This window comes from Candidatus Pelagibacter sp. PS_11 (genome assembly GCF_059417975.1).
This window is the reverse complement of record NZ_CM182075.1, coordinates 431,034-446,299: the sequence shown is the minus strand read 5'-3', so window position 1 is coordinate 446,299 and position 15,266 is coordinate 431,034. Positions and strand designations below refer to the sequence as shown.

The following is a 15,266-nucleotide window of genomic DNA, read 5'->3' as shown; positions in this document are numbered from 1 at the left end:
ATCTATAAGATTAGTTGGGAATCTTGCAAACTGGGATTGGTTCCATTTTATGCAAGTTCATCTTTCTTATTTTTTCGTATTTTTCACGATTTATTGAATTAACATTGTTCATAGCTTCTTCTAATTCCTCGTATTTAAGACCTAACTGACCTTCATCAGTTCTGCCATCATCCCATAATCCATCTGTTGGAGCAGCATCAATTATCTCTTGAAGTATATTAATAGATTTACCTATTTCCCATACTTCTGATTTATTACAATCAGCAATAGGAGATATATCAACTCCACCATCTCCATATTTTGTATAAAACCCTACCCCAAAATCCTCAACTTTATTTCCAGTACCAACCACAATACCTTTGTTAGCAGCTGCTACTTGATAAAGAGTGGTCATTCTAATTCTAGCTCTAGAATTTGCCATTCCAAGTTCACTATCAAAATTTGATAACGTACTCTCAAAGGTTTCAAATAATTTATCTAAATTTATTGTGTGCGCTTCAACATTATCAAAGTTTTTAACAAGCCATTCTTGATGTTTTAAGCTTAAGTCATGTTGTGATGATTTTTGTTTAATGGGCATTGATAAAACAATTGTTTTAATACCTGTCATTGCGCTCAATGTACTTGATACAGAAGAATCTATTCCCCCAGAAATTCCAATGATTAAAGATTGAGCCTTACTTGGCATCTTGTTCACATAATCTTTAATCCAATTACTTATAAATTGTGCTTTTTCTAATGGTTTCATTTCCTAAAATTTAAACGAAATTGTATTCAATACAATGCTTTAAGATGCCGCTTTAATATTTTTTTTAGAATAAGCAGCATTTTTTTTAATCTCATCAGAAATTAAAAAAGCTAACTCTAACGCTTGGTTAGCATTAAGTCTTGGATCGCAATGAGTGTGGTAACGGCTAGATAAATCTTGGTCAGATATTTTCTGAGCACCCCCTGTGCATTCCGTAACATTTTGACCAGTCATTTCAATATGTAGTCCACCTGCATAACTTCCTTCACTTTGGTGACATTCAAAAACATTTTTTACTTCTTTGACAACACTATTAAACGGTCTTGTTTTAAACCCAGTTGTAGCTTTAATTGTATTACCATGACAAGGATCACATGACCATATTACATTTAAACCTTCTTTTTTGATTGCTCTAATTAATTTTGGTAAAAATTTAGAAACATTTTCATGACCAAATCTAGAAATTAAAGTTATTTTGCCTTTTTCATTATTTGGATTAATTTTATTGCAAAGATTTATCAAGTCTTCAGCTTTTAATGTTGGTCCACATTTAATTCCAATTGGATTTTCAATTCCTCTACAAAACTCAACATGTCCACCATCAAGTTGTCTTGTTCTATCTCCTATCCAAACAAAGTGAGCTGAAGTATCGTGATATTCACCTGTTGTTGAATCTACTCTCGTCATTGCTTGTTCAAAAGGAAGTAATAAAGCTTCATGTGAAGTCCAAAAATTTACTGTTTTTAATCTTCTATTAAAGTCAGAATTAATTCCACAAGCATCCATAAAAGCTAATGCATCTGCAATTCTATCTTCTAAATCTTTAAATTTTTTAGCAGCAGGTGTATTTTTAATAAAACCTAAATTCCAAGTATGTACTTTTTTAAGATCAGCAAAACCTCCATGAGAAAAGGCTCTTATAAGGTTAAGCGTTGATGCAGATTGAGAATAAGCTTTAAAAAGTCTCTTAGGGTCTGGAACTCTAGATTTTTCATTAAATTCCATTCCATTAATATTATCTCCTAGGTAACTAGGTAGTTCAACGCCATCAATATTTTCAACAGGAGAGCTTCTTGGTTTTGAAAACTGTCCGGCAATTCTTCCAAGCTTAATAACTGGTAATGATGCAGAATAAGTAAGCACTAAAGACATTTGAAGTATCAGTTTAAATGTATCTCTAATATTGTCTGGATGAAATTCTGCAAAACTTTCTGCACAATCTCCGCCTTGTAATAAAAAAGCTTTTCCATCAACAACATCAGCTAATTGCTCTTTTAAATGTCTTGTCTCGCCAGCAAAAACTAATGGAGGGAAATCTTTAATTTTACTTAAAACGTCATCCAAATCTTTTTGATCAGGATATTCAGGAATGTGTTTTACAGGATAATTTCTCCAGCTATTTGTTTTCCAATTTTTCATATTCAACCTAGGGGTGTTGTAGCAGAGTTTAATTATTATTCAACTGTGACTGATTTTGCTAAATTTCTAGGCTTATCGATGTCATAACCTTTTTTAAGAGCTGAATAATAGGCTAATTTTTGCAATGGAACAGTTAATAAAAAAGGTAGCAAATCATCATTAGCACTTTCAACAAACACTGTTTCCCATATGTTTTCTGAAAAAACTTCATCTTTACTTTTATTTGTTATTAATAAAACTTTAGCACCCCTTGCTATTACTTCCTGCATATTAGAAATTGTTTTTTTATAATAATTATCTCTTGGAGCTAAAACAACAACTGGCATTCCATCTTCAATTAAAGCTAATGGACCATGCTTCATTTCACCTGCAGGGTACCCTTCAGCATGTACATATGCTAATTCTTTTAACTTTAAGGCACCTTCCAATGCAATCGGATAAGAAAAACCTCTCCCTAAGAACATCGAACCTTTTGCATCTGTAAATGAACTAGAAACTGTTTGGATTTTACTCTCTGTAAGTAAAGTTTGCTCAACTAACTTAGGTAATGTTTTTAAGTCTTTAATTTTGTCTGAATATAAATCTTTATCTAAATCTTTTCTTAAAATACCTAATTTTAATACTAAAATATAAAGAACTAACATTTGACCCATAAATGCTTTTGTAGATGCTACACCAATTTCTGGTCCGCAGTGAATGGGCAAAACAAACTTAGAATCTCTTGCAATGGAACTTTCTATAACATTAACTACACTGCAAGTTTTCATGTTATTTTTATTGCATAAATCTAACGCTGCATAAGTGTCTGCAGTTTCACCAGACTGAGAAACAAAAATATATAAATTATCATCTTTAAATCTATTTTTTCGGTATCTAAACTCAGATGCGATATCAATTGTTACATCAAGTGTAGTATTTTCTTCAAACCAGTACTTAGCCATTAAACAAGAATGATAAGCTGTTCCGCAGCCAATTAAGGTAACTGAAGAAATTTCTTTTATATCCCATGGAAAATTATAGATATTGATGTCATTGTTAATTTTATCTACATACTCATTTATACAGTTCTTTAGCGTTGTTGGCTGTTCTTCAATTTCTTTAGCCATGAAATGTTTAAAGTCACCCTTGTCATAATCCTGTTCTTTAGAAGATAATTCTAAAACTTTTTTATTAACTTTTAAGCCTTCTTCATCAAAAAATTCAACTTGGTTTTTTTTTATGATGCAAAATTCTCCATCATTTAAATACGAAATTTTATTGGTCATAGATTTTAAAGCATAAGAATCTGATCCCAAGTAATTTTCGTTAGGACCATAACCAACTGCTAGAGGCGACCCTCTTCTAGCACCCACAATAAGATCAGGCTGATCTTTAAAAATTATACCTAAAGCAAAACTTCCATGAAGTTGTTTTAGAGTTTTAATAATTGCATCTTTTAAATTAAGTTCTTTTAAATATTCTGTTATTAAATGAACAATTACCTCTGTATCTGTCTGAGATTTAAATACATGGCCTTTATTTATTAAATGCTTTTTTAAAATAGTAGAATTTTCAATAATGCCATTATGTACTACTGACACACTCTCTGATGAGTGAGGATGTGCATTAATAGTATTTGGAATACCGTGTGTTGCCCATCTAACATGTCCAATTCCAATGGGGCCTGACATATTCTTAACTACAAGATTTTTTTCTAAAACATCAACTCTACCCTCTGATTTTGCTTCAGTTACAATTCCATTTGATAATGTGGCAATTCCCGCAGAGTCGTATCCTCTATACTCTAATTTTCTAAGAGAATTAATAATTGTAGATGACACCGATTTATTACTAGCTATTCCTATAATTCCACACATCTTATTTTATTTTTCTTTTATAGTTTTTAACTTCTGTTTGAGAACTTCTAGTTAAGGCTAATGAATTTTTTTTAACTTTTTTTGTAATAACTGACCCTGCTCCAACAATACTATTTTTTTCTAGAGTAATAGGTGCAACTAATGATGAGTTTGAGCCTATAAATACATTATCTTTAATTTTTGTTTTACTTTTTCTAACGCCATCATAATTACAGGTAATTGTGCCAGCTCCTATATTTACACCTTTGCCTATTTCACTATCACCAATATACGATAAATGATTAATTTTTGATTTTTTTCCAACTGTACTTTTCTTAACTTCTACAAAATTTCCAATTTTTGATCCTTCTTCAAGAGTGGTACCTGGTCTTAATCTTGCATAAGGTCCCACTTCAACTTTATTTTTTATTTTACAATCTTCTAAATGTGAAAATGAATTGATAATTACATTATTGCCAATTTTAACTTTTTTTCCAATGACAACATATGGATTAATAGTAACGTTTTTTCCAATCTTTGTATCTTTTGAAAAAAAAATAGTTTCAGGACCAATCATCTTTACACCAGACTTGATAAAAAATTTACGAAGTTTTTCTTGTACAAGGTTAGAATTTATTTGTTTCATCTGGAAATATTTTTATATTAAGTGTATAGATAACTTAATTCACAATTTATTTCTTAAAAATACTTTATTAATGACTCAAAACTACTCAATATTATTTGACCTAGATGGAACATTAGTTGATACCGCACCTGATTTAATGAATGCCCATAATCATGTAATGAAAAAATATGGTTATCCAACAAAATCAACTGCAGATATTAGAAATTTGGTCGGACAAGGTGCTGGAGCAATGATTGGTAGATCTATATGGGGACAAGCCAAAAAAGAGTTTGGTAAAATTGATGATCAAAAAATTAAAGCTGAAATGGTTAAAGATTTTGTTAATTTTTATGGAAAAAATATTATTAAAGAAAGCACACTTATTAACGGTGTAAAAGAATTTTTAAAATGGTGTAAAGAAAAAAAAATTTCAATGGCCGTTTGTACCAACAAACAAGAGCACTTAGCAATTGACCTTTTAAAAAAAATTGGAATTTATGATTACTTTGAGTACGTTGCTGGTTCAGATACGTTTGATTATTGCAAACCTGATCCAAGACACATAACAAGTATAGTTGAAATCATTGGTGGTGATATAAAGAAATCTTTAATGTTTGGTGATAGTGAAACTGATGCAAATGCTGCAAAGGCTGCTTCTGTTCCTGTTATTTTATTAGAAAATGGTTATACGGAAAAAAATTCTAATGAAATTTACCATAATCATTTGATAAAAGACTTTAATGGTGTTGAAAAGATAGTTTCAACTTACTTAAAAGATTGATTTAATTTTTTTTCTTACTATTAATAGGTTGCATAATTAAGGAGGCCTAATGATTTCGCATAAAGTTAAAGTTTACCCATCAAAAATTCATTTACCTAAAAAAAATCAATTGGCATGGAAAATTGCTGAAATAGCCTCTGATAATGCAAAGTTAGATAAGGCAGCCATTGAGATGGTTATTAATAGAATAATTGATAATGCTTCAGTTGCTATCGCCTCTTTAAACAGAAAAGCTGTTATCTCTTCAAGAGAAATGGCCCTAAAGCATCCTAGAAAAAATGGTGCAAATTTATTTGGGATTGATACAAAATTAAAATTTGATTGTGAGTGGGCTGCTTGGTCAAATGGAACAGCTGTTAGAGAGCTTGATTTTCATGATACATTTTTAGCGGAAGACTACAGTCATCCAGGAGATAATATTCCACCTATTTTAAGTGTAGCTCAACAAACTAAAAAAAGTGGACTAGATTTATTAAGAGGAATTATCACAGGTTATGAGGTTCAGGTTAATTTAGTTAAAGGCATTTGTTTGCATAAACATAAAATAGATCACATAGCACACTTAGGACCTAGTGTTGCAGCAGGCTTAGGTACAATGTTAAAGCTAAACACTGAAACAATTTATCAAGCAGTTCAACAAGCTCTACATACAACAGTTTCAACGAGACAATCTAGAAAAGGTGAAATTTCTAGCTGGAAAGCTTACGCCCCTGCTCATGCTGGTAAGCTTGCAATCGAAGCAGTTGATAGAGCAATGCGTGGTGAAGGTGCTCCAAGTCCAATTTATGAGGGTGAAGATAGTGTTATAGCTAGAATACTAGATGGTAAGAAAGCTTTATATAATGTGCCTCTTCCTAAGAAAAAAGAATCTAAGAAGGCGATACTTGAGACTTATACAAAAGAATATTCAGCAGAATACCAATCTCAAGCACTAATAGATATTGCTAAAAAACTTAATAAGAAAATTTCAAATTTAAATCAAATTAAAAAAATTGATATTTACACAAGTCATCACACTCATTACGTAATTGGAACTGGTGCAAATGATCCACAAAAAATGGATCCAAATGCAAGTAGAGAAACACTAGATCACTCTATTATGTACATTTTTGCAGTAGCTCTTGAAGATGCTGATTGGCACCATGTTAAATCATATACTAAACAAAGAGCTAACAGAAAAAGCACTATAAAAATTTGGAAATCAATTACTACATTTGAAGATAAAAAATGGACTAAGAAATATCACGATCCTAATCCAAAGAATAAATCTTTTGGTGCAAAAGTTGTGGTCACTTTAAATAATGGTAAAAAAATTACGGAACAATTGGATAGAGCAGATGCTCACCCTTATGGAGCACGTCCATTTAAAAGACAGAATTATATAAACAAGTTTTTAACGTTAACAGATGGTATATTAGATAAAAAAGAGAGTGCTCGCTTCTTAAAAGTTGTTCAAAATCTTAAAAATTTGAAAGCTGGGGAATTAAATAAACTAAATATTCAGGTTAAAAGAAGTCAAATTAAGAAAAATACAAAACAAGGAATTTTTTAATGCATTTTGTAGAAAAAGAGCCCAGTCAAAAAAGAGCTGACTTTGTTAGTAAACTAAAATCAAATAAAATTTTAAGAGTTCCTGGTGCTTATAACCCACTAACAGCAAAACTAATTGAAGAAATTGGGTATGATGCAGTTTATGTATCAGGTGGAGTTATGGCTAATGATTTAGGATTTCCAGATATTGGTTTAACTACGCTGCAAGATGTTAGTACTAGATCTTATTTAATATCTAGAGTTACAAGTTTACCTACCATCGTTGATATCGACACTGGCTTTAAGTCTTGTGAAGAAACTATTAAAACTTTTGAAGAATTTGGGGTGTCAGCAGTTCACTTAGAAGATCAAGTAGAACGAAAAAGATGTGGTCACTTAGATAACAAAGAATTAATTTCAACTGAAGCAATGGTTAAAAAAATTAAAGAATGTGTTGCAGCTAAACAAGATGAAAATTTTAAGATTATAGCAAGATCTGATGCTAAAGGAGTTGAGGGAATAGATAAGATGATTGATAGATGTAAGGCATATATTGATGCTGGAGCTGAAATTATTTTCCCAGAAGCTTTACAGGATGAAAAAGATTTTGAAAAAGTTAGAAAAGAATTATCCTGTTACTTGTTAGCGAATATGACGGAATTTGGAAAATCTAAGCTATTCAATTACAAAGAATTAGAAAACTTTGGGTATAATATTGTGATTTATCCAGTAACTACACAAAGATTAGCCATGAAAAATGTAGAAGATGGTCTTAGAGACATTTTTGTGAATGGACATCAGAACAACATTATTGATAAAATGCAAACTAGAAAAAGACTTTACGAGTTAGTAGAATATGAAAAGTACAATTCGTTAGATGAAAAAATTTATAACTTTAGTACGGAAGGACATGAATAATGAGTGATGATATTAAAAAAGGTTTACTAGGGATAGTTGTTGATGAAACAGAAATTTCAAAAGTTATGCCAGAAATCAACTCTCTTACTTATAGAGGTTATGCAGCTCAAGATTTATGTGCAAGATGTGATTTTGAAGAAGTTGCATATTTAATTTTAAATAAAGAATTACCTAATAAAAAACAATTAAAAGAATTTAAGAAAGAATTATCTAAAGAAATAACTTTATCTAAAAATTTATTAAGTATTTTAAAAAAAATACCTAAAAATTCTCATCCAATGGATGTTGCAAGAACAGCTGTTAGCGTCATGGGTCTTGAAGACAAAGAAACTAAAGACAGCTCTCCAAAAGCAAATTTAAGAAAGGCGATTAGAATTCTTGCAAAAACACCTACTGCCCTAGCAGCTTTTTACAGACTTCGAAAAGGGAAAAAAATTATAGCTCCAAAAAAAAATCTTACTTTTTCTGCAAATTTTTTCCATATGTGTTTTGGAAAAGTTCCTGAAAAAGAAATCGTTAAAGCTTTCGATGTATCACTAATTTTATACGCTGAGCATAGTTTTAACGTATCAACATTTACAGCAAGAACTATTACCAGTAGCTTATCTGATATTCATGGGGCAATCACTGGAGCAATCGCGAGTTTAAAAGGTCCTCTTCATGGTGGTGCTAATGAAGAAGTAATGCACATGATGAAGAAAATTAAAAAACCTGAGAATGCTTTAAAATGGATTACGAAGGCTTTAAAAAACAAAGATGTAGTGATGGGATTTGGTCATAGAGTTTACAAAAGTGGAGACTCAAGAGTTCCAACTATGAGAGAATACTTTAAAAGAGTAGCTATTATTAAAAAAGATAAAACATTTGAAAAGATTTATGACATTGTTGAAAAGGTAATGATTAAAGAAAAAAATATTTATCCAAATGTTGATTACCCAACAGGTCCAACTTACCATTTAATGGGTTTTGATACTGATTTCTTTACCCCAATATTTGTAATTTCAAGAATTACAGGTTGGTCAGCGCATATTATGGAGCAACATGCTGCTAATAAATTAATTAGACCTCTTGCAAGTTATAAAGGTAGCAAGCACAGAAAAGTTATTCAATTAAATCAAAGATAATTTTAAAAAACTTATCTCAAGATTATTTAATTTTTATACAGATAAAAAAAAGGGACAGTAAATACCATCCCTTTAAATCTTAATTTGGTAAAATCGGACTTAACTAAAAGCTTCTGTCCAAGTTCCTTGAGTTGCTGCTTTAGAATATTCAGTAGAACGACCTTCAAAGAAGTTCATATGTTCAACTGCATTCAGCATAGAATCTAACCAAGTAAGTGGGTTTTTGTCCACATCATAAATTGGCTCTAATCCAAGCTGAGATAATCTTCTATTAGCAATAAATCTTATATAAAGTTTTACATCTTGCGCTGTAAGACCTTCCATAGGACCCATTTCAAAAGCTAAATCAATGAAAGCATCCTCATGCTCAATGATTGTTCTACATGCTTTGTAAAGTTCTGCTTTTAATTCAGGAGTCCAGATTTCTGGGTTCTCATGAATGAACTCTTTAAACAGTCTAATCATAGAGTTACAGTGCAACGTTTCATCTCTTACAGACCAAGTAACAATTTGGCCCATCCCTTTCATTTTATTATGTCTTGGGAAGTTAAGTAAGATTGCAAAACTTGCAAATAATTGTAAGCCTTCAGTGAACGCACTAAATACAGCTACCGTTAATGCAATATCTTTTTTTGAACTCATGTCAAAATTTTGCATGTAATCATATTTATCTTTCATCTCTTTGTATTTCATGAATGCAGAATATTCTGACTCAGGCATTCCAATAGTATCAAGTAAATGAGAGTAAGCAGCTATGTGAACTGTTTCCATTGAAGCAAAAGCAGTCATCATCATTAAAACTTCTGTAGGTTTGAATACAGTTGTATAATGTCTTAAATAACAATTTTGTACTTCAACATCAGCTTGAGTAAAAAATCTAAAAATTTGTGTTAATAAATTTTTTTCTGACTGAGTTAAATTTTTTTGCCAATCTCTAACATCATCACCAAGTGGCACTTCCTCTGGTAGCCAGTGAATTCTTTGCTGAGTTAACCAAGCATCATAACACCATGGATATCTAAATGGTTTGTAAACTGGGTTTTCAACTAATAGTCCCATTTTTTGTGGTTGAACTATTTCTTCTTTTGGTGGTTGGATGATTTTAGTATCCATTTTTTCTACTGACATGATAGGCACTCCTCGTATTCTGGTTGTTCAGCTGTTTGTGGTTTTGATTTGTAAACGTTCGCAGTAACATCTGTTGCTTTAGTATCGTTAACGTTTTCTGCACGTTGAATTGATTTTGATCTGCAATAGTAAAGGCTCTTTAAACCTTTTTTCCAAGCATCAAAATGAATTTTATGTAGTTCTCTTTTATGAATATCTGCTGGTACAAAAAGGTTAATTGATTGTGCTTGAGATATAAATGGTGTTCTATCTCCACTTAATTCAATAATCCATTTTTGATCTAGCTCAAATGCTGTTTTGAAAACATCTTTTTCTAAATCAGTTAGAAAGTCTAAATGAGAAACAGAGCCTTGGTTTGTTGTAATTTCAGACCAAACATCATCTGTATTTTTTCCATGTTTTTCCAATAACTCAACTAAATATCTATTTCTAACATTAAAAGACCCTGAAAGAGTTTTGTGCGTGTAACTGTTGGCTGCAACGGGTTCTACTCCTGGAGATGCTCCACCACAGATAATAGAAATAGAAGCTGTAGGTGCAATAGCAGTTTTGTTAGAAAATCTTTCATTATAACCATAGTCAGCAGCATCTGGGCATGGTCCTCTTTCATCTGCTAAATCTTTAGAGGCCTGATCTACGTGCTCTTGAATATGTTTAAATATTTTTTTATTCCAAGCTTTACTCATAACTGACTCAAGTGGAATACTGTGTTGTTGTAAATAAGAATGAAAACCCATAACACCTAGGCCAACACTTCTTTCTTTTTCAGCAGAATACTTTGCATCATCAAATTGCTCAGGAGCTCTTTCAATAAAATCAGTCAACACATTATCTAAGAATCTCATAACGTCATTGATCATTACTTTGTCATCTTTCCACTCATCATACTTTTCTAAATTTAAAGATGATAAACAACATACAGCAGTTCTATCTCTTCCATTTTTATCTATTCCAGTAGGTAAAGTTATCTCACTACAAAGGTTAGAAGTTTTAACAGTTAGATTTGCTAACTTATGGTGTTGAGGAATTTGTCTGTTAACTGTATCGATATAGATAATATAAGGTTCACCTGTTTCAATTCTTGCAGTTAATAATCTAATCCATAAATTTCTTGCAGAGATAGTTTGTTGTACTGTTCCATCTGCAGGACTTTTTAATGCCCACTGTTCATCTGTTTCAACAGCTCTCATAAATGCATCTGATACTAAAACACCATGATGAAGGTTCAAAGCTTTTCTATTTGGATCACCACCTGTAGGTCTTCTCATTTCAATAAACTCTTCAATTTCAGGATGATCAATTGGAAGATAACAAGCAGCCGATCCTCTTCTTAATGAACCTTGGCTAATCGCCATCGTTAACGAGTCCATTACTTTGATGAAAGGAATTATTCCTGATGTCTTTCCAACTTTACCAATTTTTTCTCCAATGGATCTAAGGTTACCCCAGTAACTTCCAATCCCACCACCTTTAGCAGCTAACCAAACATTCTCACTCCATAAATCAAGTATTCCATTTAAGCTGTCTGATGCTTCATTTAAAAAACATGAAATTGGCAAACCTCTTTTAGTTCCACCATTTGATAAAACTGGAGTTGCTGGCATGAACCATAAATTACTAATGTAATTATAAATTCTTTGTGCATGTAAATTGTCATCTGCATATGAACTTGCTACACGTGCAAATAAATCTTGAAAAGATTCGTTTTGACCTAAGTATCTGTCTTTTAAAGTTGCTTTGCCAAAGTCAGTTAATTTAGAATCTCTTGTTCTATCAATTTTAATAATTATACCTTTTTCATTTTGAAAAAGTTCTGTATCATTACTAAGTGAAAATAAATCTGGACCTTTACTTTTTGAAAGCTCACCATTATTTGGGCTATATTCGGAGACAGCTTTCTTGAGTGCCTGTGATAGTATTTTGTTCATATTTTAATATTTTTTTTAGTTATTTTTCACAAAACAACTACATGTTGTATGTTAAAATCATTGATACACCATATAAATCATTATTCAACAGAACATTTATAGAACATATAAAAAAAATATCAATAAAAAAATAAAATGAATGTAAGAAAGGTTAACAATGACAACAAATTTAAAAATAGACCCCTATGGCTTCAGAGAGTATGACGCAAGATGGTTGTATGAGAAAGACATAAACCAACTCGGAATAGAGAATCTAGGTAGAGGTTTAGGTACTCAAATTATAAAACATACAAAAAAAAATAATCCAAGAGTAATTGTTGGTCATGATTATAGATCTTACAGTGAAGAAATTAAAACTGCTCTTAAAAAAGGACTGCTTTCAACAGGATGTAATATTGAAGACATAGGTTTATCCTTATCCCCTACTGTATATTTTGCTCAATTTAATTTAGATGCAGACGCTGTTGCAATGGTAACTGCTAGTCATAATGAAAATGGTTGGACTGGAGTTAAAATGGGTATCAAAAAAGGTTTAACCCATGCACCAGAAGAGATGAAAGAATTAAAAGAAATTACTTTAAATGAAAACTTTATCAAAGGTGAAGGTAATGAAAAACAAATAGAAGGTTTTCAACAAATTTATAAAAATGATTTAATAAATAAAAATAAAATCAAAAAGAAAATTAAAGCAGTTGTTGCATGTGGTAATGGTACTGCTGGTATATTTGCTCCTGAAATTTTAAGAGGTATTGGTTGTGAAGTAATTGAGCTTGATTGTGATCTTGATTGGACTTTTCCAAAATATAATCCAAATCCAGAGGATTTAGAGATGTTACATGCAATAGCAAAGGCTGTAAAAGATAATAACGCTGACATTGGATTTGGTTTTGATGGTGATGGTGATAGAGTTGGTGTAATCGACAATACTGGAGACGAAATATTTTCAGATAAAATTGGATTATTAATTGCAAGAAATTTATCCAAAAATCATAAAGGTTCTAAATTTATTGTTGATGTAAAATCAACTGGATTGTACGCAACTGATAAAGTTTTAAAAGAGAATAACTGTGAAACTGTTTATTGGAAGACAGGTCACTCACACATTAAAAGAAAAGTTAATACTGAAAAAGCTTTAGCTGGATTTGAAAAAAGTGGTCACTTTTTCTTTAACCAACCTTTGGGATTTGGTTATGATGATGGAATAAATTCTGCAATTCAAGTGTGTCATTTATTAGATAACGAAAATAAATCTATGAATGAGGTTATAAAAGAACTACCTAACACTTTTCAAACACCAACAATGGCTCCATTTTGTAAAGATGAAGAGAAATATCAAGTTGTTGAAGAGTTAGTTAAGCAAGTAAATAAAATTAAAGATAATAAAACTAAAATTGATGATCAGGAGATTAGTGAAGTCTTAACAGTTAATGGCATCAGATTTTCTTTTAAAGATGGCTCATGGGGATTAATTAGAGCCTCATCAAATAAACCATCATTGGTTATTGTAACCGAAAGCCCAACATCAGATGAGAGAAAGAAAAAGATCTTTGATTTTATTGATGACCTTTTACAAAAAACTGGCAAAGTTGGTGAATATGATCAAAAGATATAAATACTTACTAATTTTTATTCTCCTTTTTAGCTCTAAAAGTCATGCTCTAAGCCCTGAATATGAGAAGGAATTGTATATTGGTTGTTACACTAACTCTAAAGCATATATTGGTGCAGATGGGGCTAAAATATACTGCCAGTGTACAGTTGATAAATTAAGCGAGAAATTCAATGATAAAGAGATCGATGAAGTGTTTAAAAAAACACCTGAAGAGATTCAACAACTAACTGCATTTGCGACAATTGAGTGCGAGGGTAATAATTAACTTTTCAAATAATTAAATAATTAATAGGTTTTAAAGATGGAAGATAAGAAAAACTTTGGTTTTGGAACGCAGATTAGGAAATCCCCTTATTTTAACTCAACGGTTAAATGGGGTGCAACTGGCTTTTCAGTTTATAATCACATGTACATTCCTCGTGACTTTGGATCTCCTGAACAAAACTTTTGGAATTTAGTTAATGAAGCAATTTTATGTGACGTTGCAGTTGAACGACAAGTAGAGATTACAGGACCAGATGCTACAAAATTTATTCAACTGTTAACCCCAAGGGATTTATCAAAACTTTCAGTTGGTCAATGTAAATATGTTTTAATTGTAAATAATGAAGGTGGAATTTTAAATGATCCAGTTTTATTAAGACTAAAAGAAAACCATTATTGGTTATCTCTTGCAGATAGTGATATTTTATTATGGGCACAAGGTGTTGCTGTAAACTCAAACCTTGATGTTAAAATTTCAGAACCTGATGTCTCCCCTCTTCAATTACAAGGTCCAAACTCTGGAAAGATTATGGAAGCTTTATTTGGTAAAAGTATTAATGATCTTAAATATTATTGGTTAAGAGAATTAGATTTAGACGGCATTCCTTTAATAGTTTCTCGTACCGGTTGGTCAAGTGAACTAGGTTATGAATTATATTTAAGAGATGGCTCTAAGGGTGATGAACTTTGGGAAAAAATAATGGCAGCTGGTAAACCTCATGGATTAAAACCAGGTCACACATCATCGATTAGACGTATTGAAGGTGGAATGTTATCGTACCATGCAGATGCTGATATTAACACTAACCCTTATGAAGTAGGATTAGGAAGGCTTGTTAATCTTGACACCGATATAAACTTTGTTGGTAAAGATGCTTTACAAAAAATAAACAAGAATGGTATTAAAAGAAAGCAAGTTGGAGTTATCTTAGATTGTGATCCTTTAACAGGCCCCAACACTACCTTTTGGGAAATCTTAAAAGACAATCAAGTTGTTGGTAAAATAACTTCTGCAGTTTATTCACCAAGACTAAAACAAAACATTGCCCTTGCAATGGTTTCAATTAACAATTCAGAGATTGGAACGATACTTGATGTTAAAATGAATGACAAAATCATTAAAGCAACAATTACTGAAAAACCTTTCTATGATCCTAAAAAGAAGCTCGCAAGTTCATAACAATAAGAGTATTTATAAAGCATGTTAACTCCAAAAGATTATATATCCCTTTACTTACTGGTTATTATCTTAACGGTAGTCTCGGTTAACTTCATGTACCGTCTTTATTTTTAGCAATATTCGTATTTTTTCTTCTTAAGATTACTCTATTTTGTCTAATCTTTTTTCAATTTT

13 protein-coding genes are annotated in these 15,266 nt (G+C 31.3%); 7 read left to right on the top strand and 6 right to left on the bottom strand.

Annotation, left to right across the window (positions count from 1 at the left end; translation table 11 throughout):
- Positions 1-10 precede the first annotated feature (10 nt).
- Genes nadE through AC5SLT_RS02330 form a run of 4 tightly spaced genes read right to left on the bottom strand, consistent with a single transcriptional unit; the run spans position 11 to position 4,648 of the window.
- Positions 11-748, bottom strand: a complete 738-nt coding sequence (gene nadE, locus AC5SLT_RS02345) for an NAD(+) synthase (protein ID WP_006996778.1) — start codon at positions 746-748, stop codon at positions 11-13.
- 39 nt (positions 749-787) lie between these two features.
- On the bottom strand, positions 788-2,167 hold the full coding sequence (locus AC5SLT_RS02340; RefSeq protein ID WP_494592376.1) for a class II 3-deoxy-7-phosphoheptulonate synthase: 1,380 nt from the start codon (positions 2,165-2,167) through the stop codon (positions 788-790).
- A 35-nt stretch (positions 2,168-2,202) separates the two neighbouring features.
- Positions 2,203-4,023 carry a glutamine--fructose-6-phosphate transaminase (isomerizing) gene (gene glmS / locus AC5SLT_RS02335; RefSeq protein ID WP_494592374.1) on the bottom strand — a complete coding sequence of 607 codons (1,821 nt, stop codon included), beginning with the start codon at positions 4,021-4,023 and terminating at the stop codon, positions 2,203-2,205.
- 1 nt (position 4,024) lies between these two features.
- Positions 4,025-4,648, bottom strand: a complete 624-nt coding sequence (locus AC5SLT_RS02330) for a DapH/DapD/GlmU-related protein (protein ID WP_494592372.1) — start codon at positions 4,646-4,648, stop codon at positions 4,025-4,027.
- A gap of 70 nt (positions 4,649-4,718) precedes the next feature.
- Here AC5SLT_RS02330 and AC5SLT_RS02325 point away from each other — a divergent pair, with 70 nt between their 5' ends.
- Genes AC5SLT_RS02325 through AC5SLT_RS02310 form a run of 4 tightly spaced genes read left to right on the top strand, consistent with a single transcriptional unit; the run spans position 4,719 to position 8,980 of the window.
- A complete protein-coding gene (locus AC5SLT_RS02325; RefSeq protein WP_494592370.1) occupies positions 4,719-5,408 on the top strand; it encodes an HAD-IA family hydrolase in 690 nt (229 codons plus the stop codon).
- Positions 5,409-5,457: 49 nt separating this feature from the next.
- Positions 5,458-6,960 carry an MmgE/PrpD family protein gene (locus AC5SLT_RS02320; protein ID WP_494592368.1) on the top strand — a complete coding sequence of 501 codons (1,503 nt, stop codon included), beginning with the start codon at positions 5,458-5,460 and terminating at the stop codon, positions 6,958-6,960.
- A complete protein-coding gene (gene prpB, locus AC5SLT_RS02315; protein ID WP_006996772.1) occupies positions 6,960-7,856 on the top strand; it encodes a methylisocitrate lyase in 897 nt (298 codons plus the stop codon). Before AC5SLT_RS02320 ends, prpB begins: the two co-directional genes overlap by 1 nt.
- Positions 7,856-8,980: a bifunctional 2-methylcitrate synthase/citrate synthase gene (locus tag AC5SLT_RS02310; RefSeq protein ID WP_494592367.1), complete on the top strand. Its 1,125-nt coding sequence runs from the start codon at positions 7,856-7,858 to the stop codon at positions 8,978-8,980. The genes prpB and AC5SLT_RS02310 overlap by 1 nt, the downstream gene beginning before the upstream one ends.
- Before the next feature lie 99 nt (positions 8,981-9,079).
- On the opposite strand, the gene AC5SLT_RS02305 is transcribed toward AC5SLT_RS02310, so the two are convergent.
- The gene (locus tag AC5SLT_RS02305) at positions 9,080-10,108 is read right to left on the bottom strand and encodes a ribonucleotide-diphosphate reductase subunit beta (RefSeq protein ID WP_494592365.1); all 1,029 of its coding nucleotides are present in this window, start codon (positions 10,106-10,108) and stop codon (positions 9,080-9,082) included.
- The gene (locus AC5SLT_RS02300) at positions 10,099-12,036 is read right to left on the bottom strand and encodes a ribonucleoside-diphosphate reductase subunit alpha (protein ID WP_494592363.1); all 1,938 of its coding nucleotides are present in this window, start codon (positions 12,034-12,036) and stop codon (positions 10,099-10,101) included. The genes AC5SLT_RS02305 and AC5SLT_RS02300 overlap by 10 nt, the downstream gene beginning before the upstream one ends.
- A gap of 157 nt (positions 12,037-12,193) precedes the next feature.
- On the opposite strand from AC5SLT_RS02300, the gene AC5SLT_RS02295 reads away from it, so the two are divergent.
- The 3 genes from AC5SLT_RS02295 to AC5SLT_RS02285 are packed head-to-tail and all read left to right on the top strand — an operon-like array spanning position 12,194 to position 15,092.
- A complete protein-coding gene (locus tag AC5SLT_RS02295; protein ID WP_494592361.1) occupies positions 12,194-13,648 on the top strand; it encodes a phosphomannomutase/phosphoglucomutase in 1,455 nt (484 codons plus the stop codon).
- Complete coding sequence (locus AC5SLT_RS02290; RefSeq protein WP_494592359.1) at positions 13,632-13,913, top strand: hypothetical protein; 282 nt, start codon at positions 13,632-13,634, stop codon at positions 13,911-13,913. Before AC5SLT_RS02295 ends, AC5SLT_RS02290 begins: the two co-directional genes overlap by 17 nt.
- 36 nt (positions 13,914-13,949) lie before the next feature.
- Complete coding sequence (locus AC5SLT_RS02285) at positions 13,950-15,092, top strand: glycine cleavage T C-terminal barrel domain-containing protein (protein WP_494592357.1); 1,143 nt, start codon at positions 13,950-13,952, stop codon at positions 15,090-15,092.
- Positions 15,093-15,266: the final 174 nt, after the last annotated feature.

Bases quoted from the DNA above. Each gene is read 5' to 3' on its own strand.
- glmS (WP_494592374.1), bottom strand. From the start codon at position 4,023: ATGTGTGGAATTATAGGAATAGCTAGTAATAAATCGGTGTCATCTACA.
- AC5SLT_RS02325 (WP_494592370.1), top strand. From the start codon at position 4,719: ATGACTCAAAACTACTCAATATTATTTGACCTAGATGGAACATTAGTT.
- AC5SLT_RS02300 (WP_494592363.1), bottom strand. From the start codon at position 12,036: ATGAACAAAATACTATCACAGGCACTCAAGAAAGCTGTCTCCGAATAT.
- AC5SLT_RS02330 (WP_494592372.1), bottom strand. From the start codon at position 4,648: ATGAAACAAATAAATTCTAACCTTGTACAAGAAAAACTTCGTAAATTT.
- AC5SLT_RS02305 (WP_494592365.1), bottom strand. From the start codon at position 10,108: ATGTCAGTAGAAAAAATGGATACTAAAATCATCCAACCACCAAAAGAA.
- AC5SLT_RS02340 (WP_494592376.1), bottom strand. From the start codon at position 2,167: ATGAAAAATTGGAAAACAAATAGCTGGAGAAATTATCCTGTAAAACAC.
- nadE (WP_006996778.1), bottom strand. From the start codon at position 748: ATGAAACCATTAGAAAAAGCACAATTTATAAGTAATTGGATTAAAGAT.
- AC5SLT_RS02295 (WP_494592361.1), top strand. From the start codon at position 12,194: ATGACAACAAATTTAAAAATAGACCCCTATGGCTTCAGAGAGTATGAC.
- prpB (WP_006996772.1), top strand. From the start codon at position 6,960: ATGCATTTTGTAGAAAAAGAGCCCAGTCAAAAAAGAGCTGACTTTGTT.
- AC5SLT_RS02290 (WP_494592359.1), top strand. From the start codon at position 13,632: ATGATCAAAAGATATAAATACTTACTAATTTTTATTCTCCTTTTTAGC.
- AC5SLT_RS02320 (WP_494592368.1), top strand. From the start codon at position 5,458: ATGATTTCGCATAAAGTTAAAGTTTACCCATCAAAAATTCATTTACCT.
- AC5SLT_RS02310 (WP_494592367.1), top strand. From the start codon at position 7,856: ATGAGTGATGATATTAAAAAAGGTTTACTAGGGATAGTTGTTGATGAA.
- AC5SLT_RS02285 (WP_494592357.1), top strand. From the start codon at position 13,950: ATGGAAGATAAGAAAAACTTTGGTTTTGGAACGCAGATTAGGAAATCC.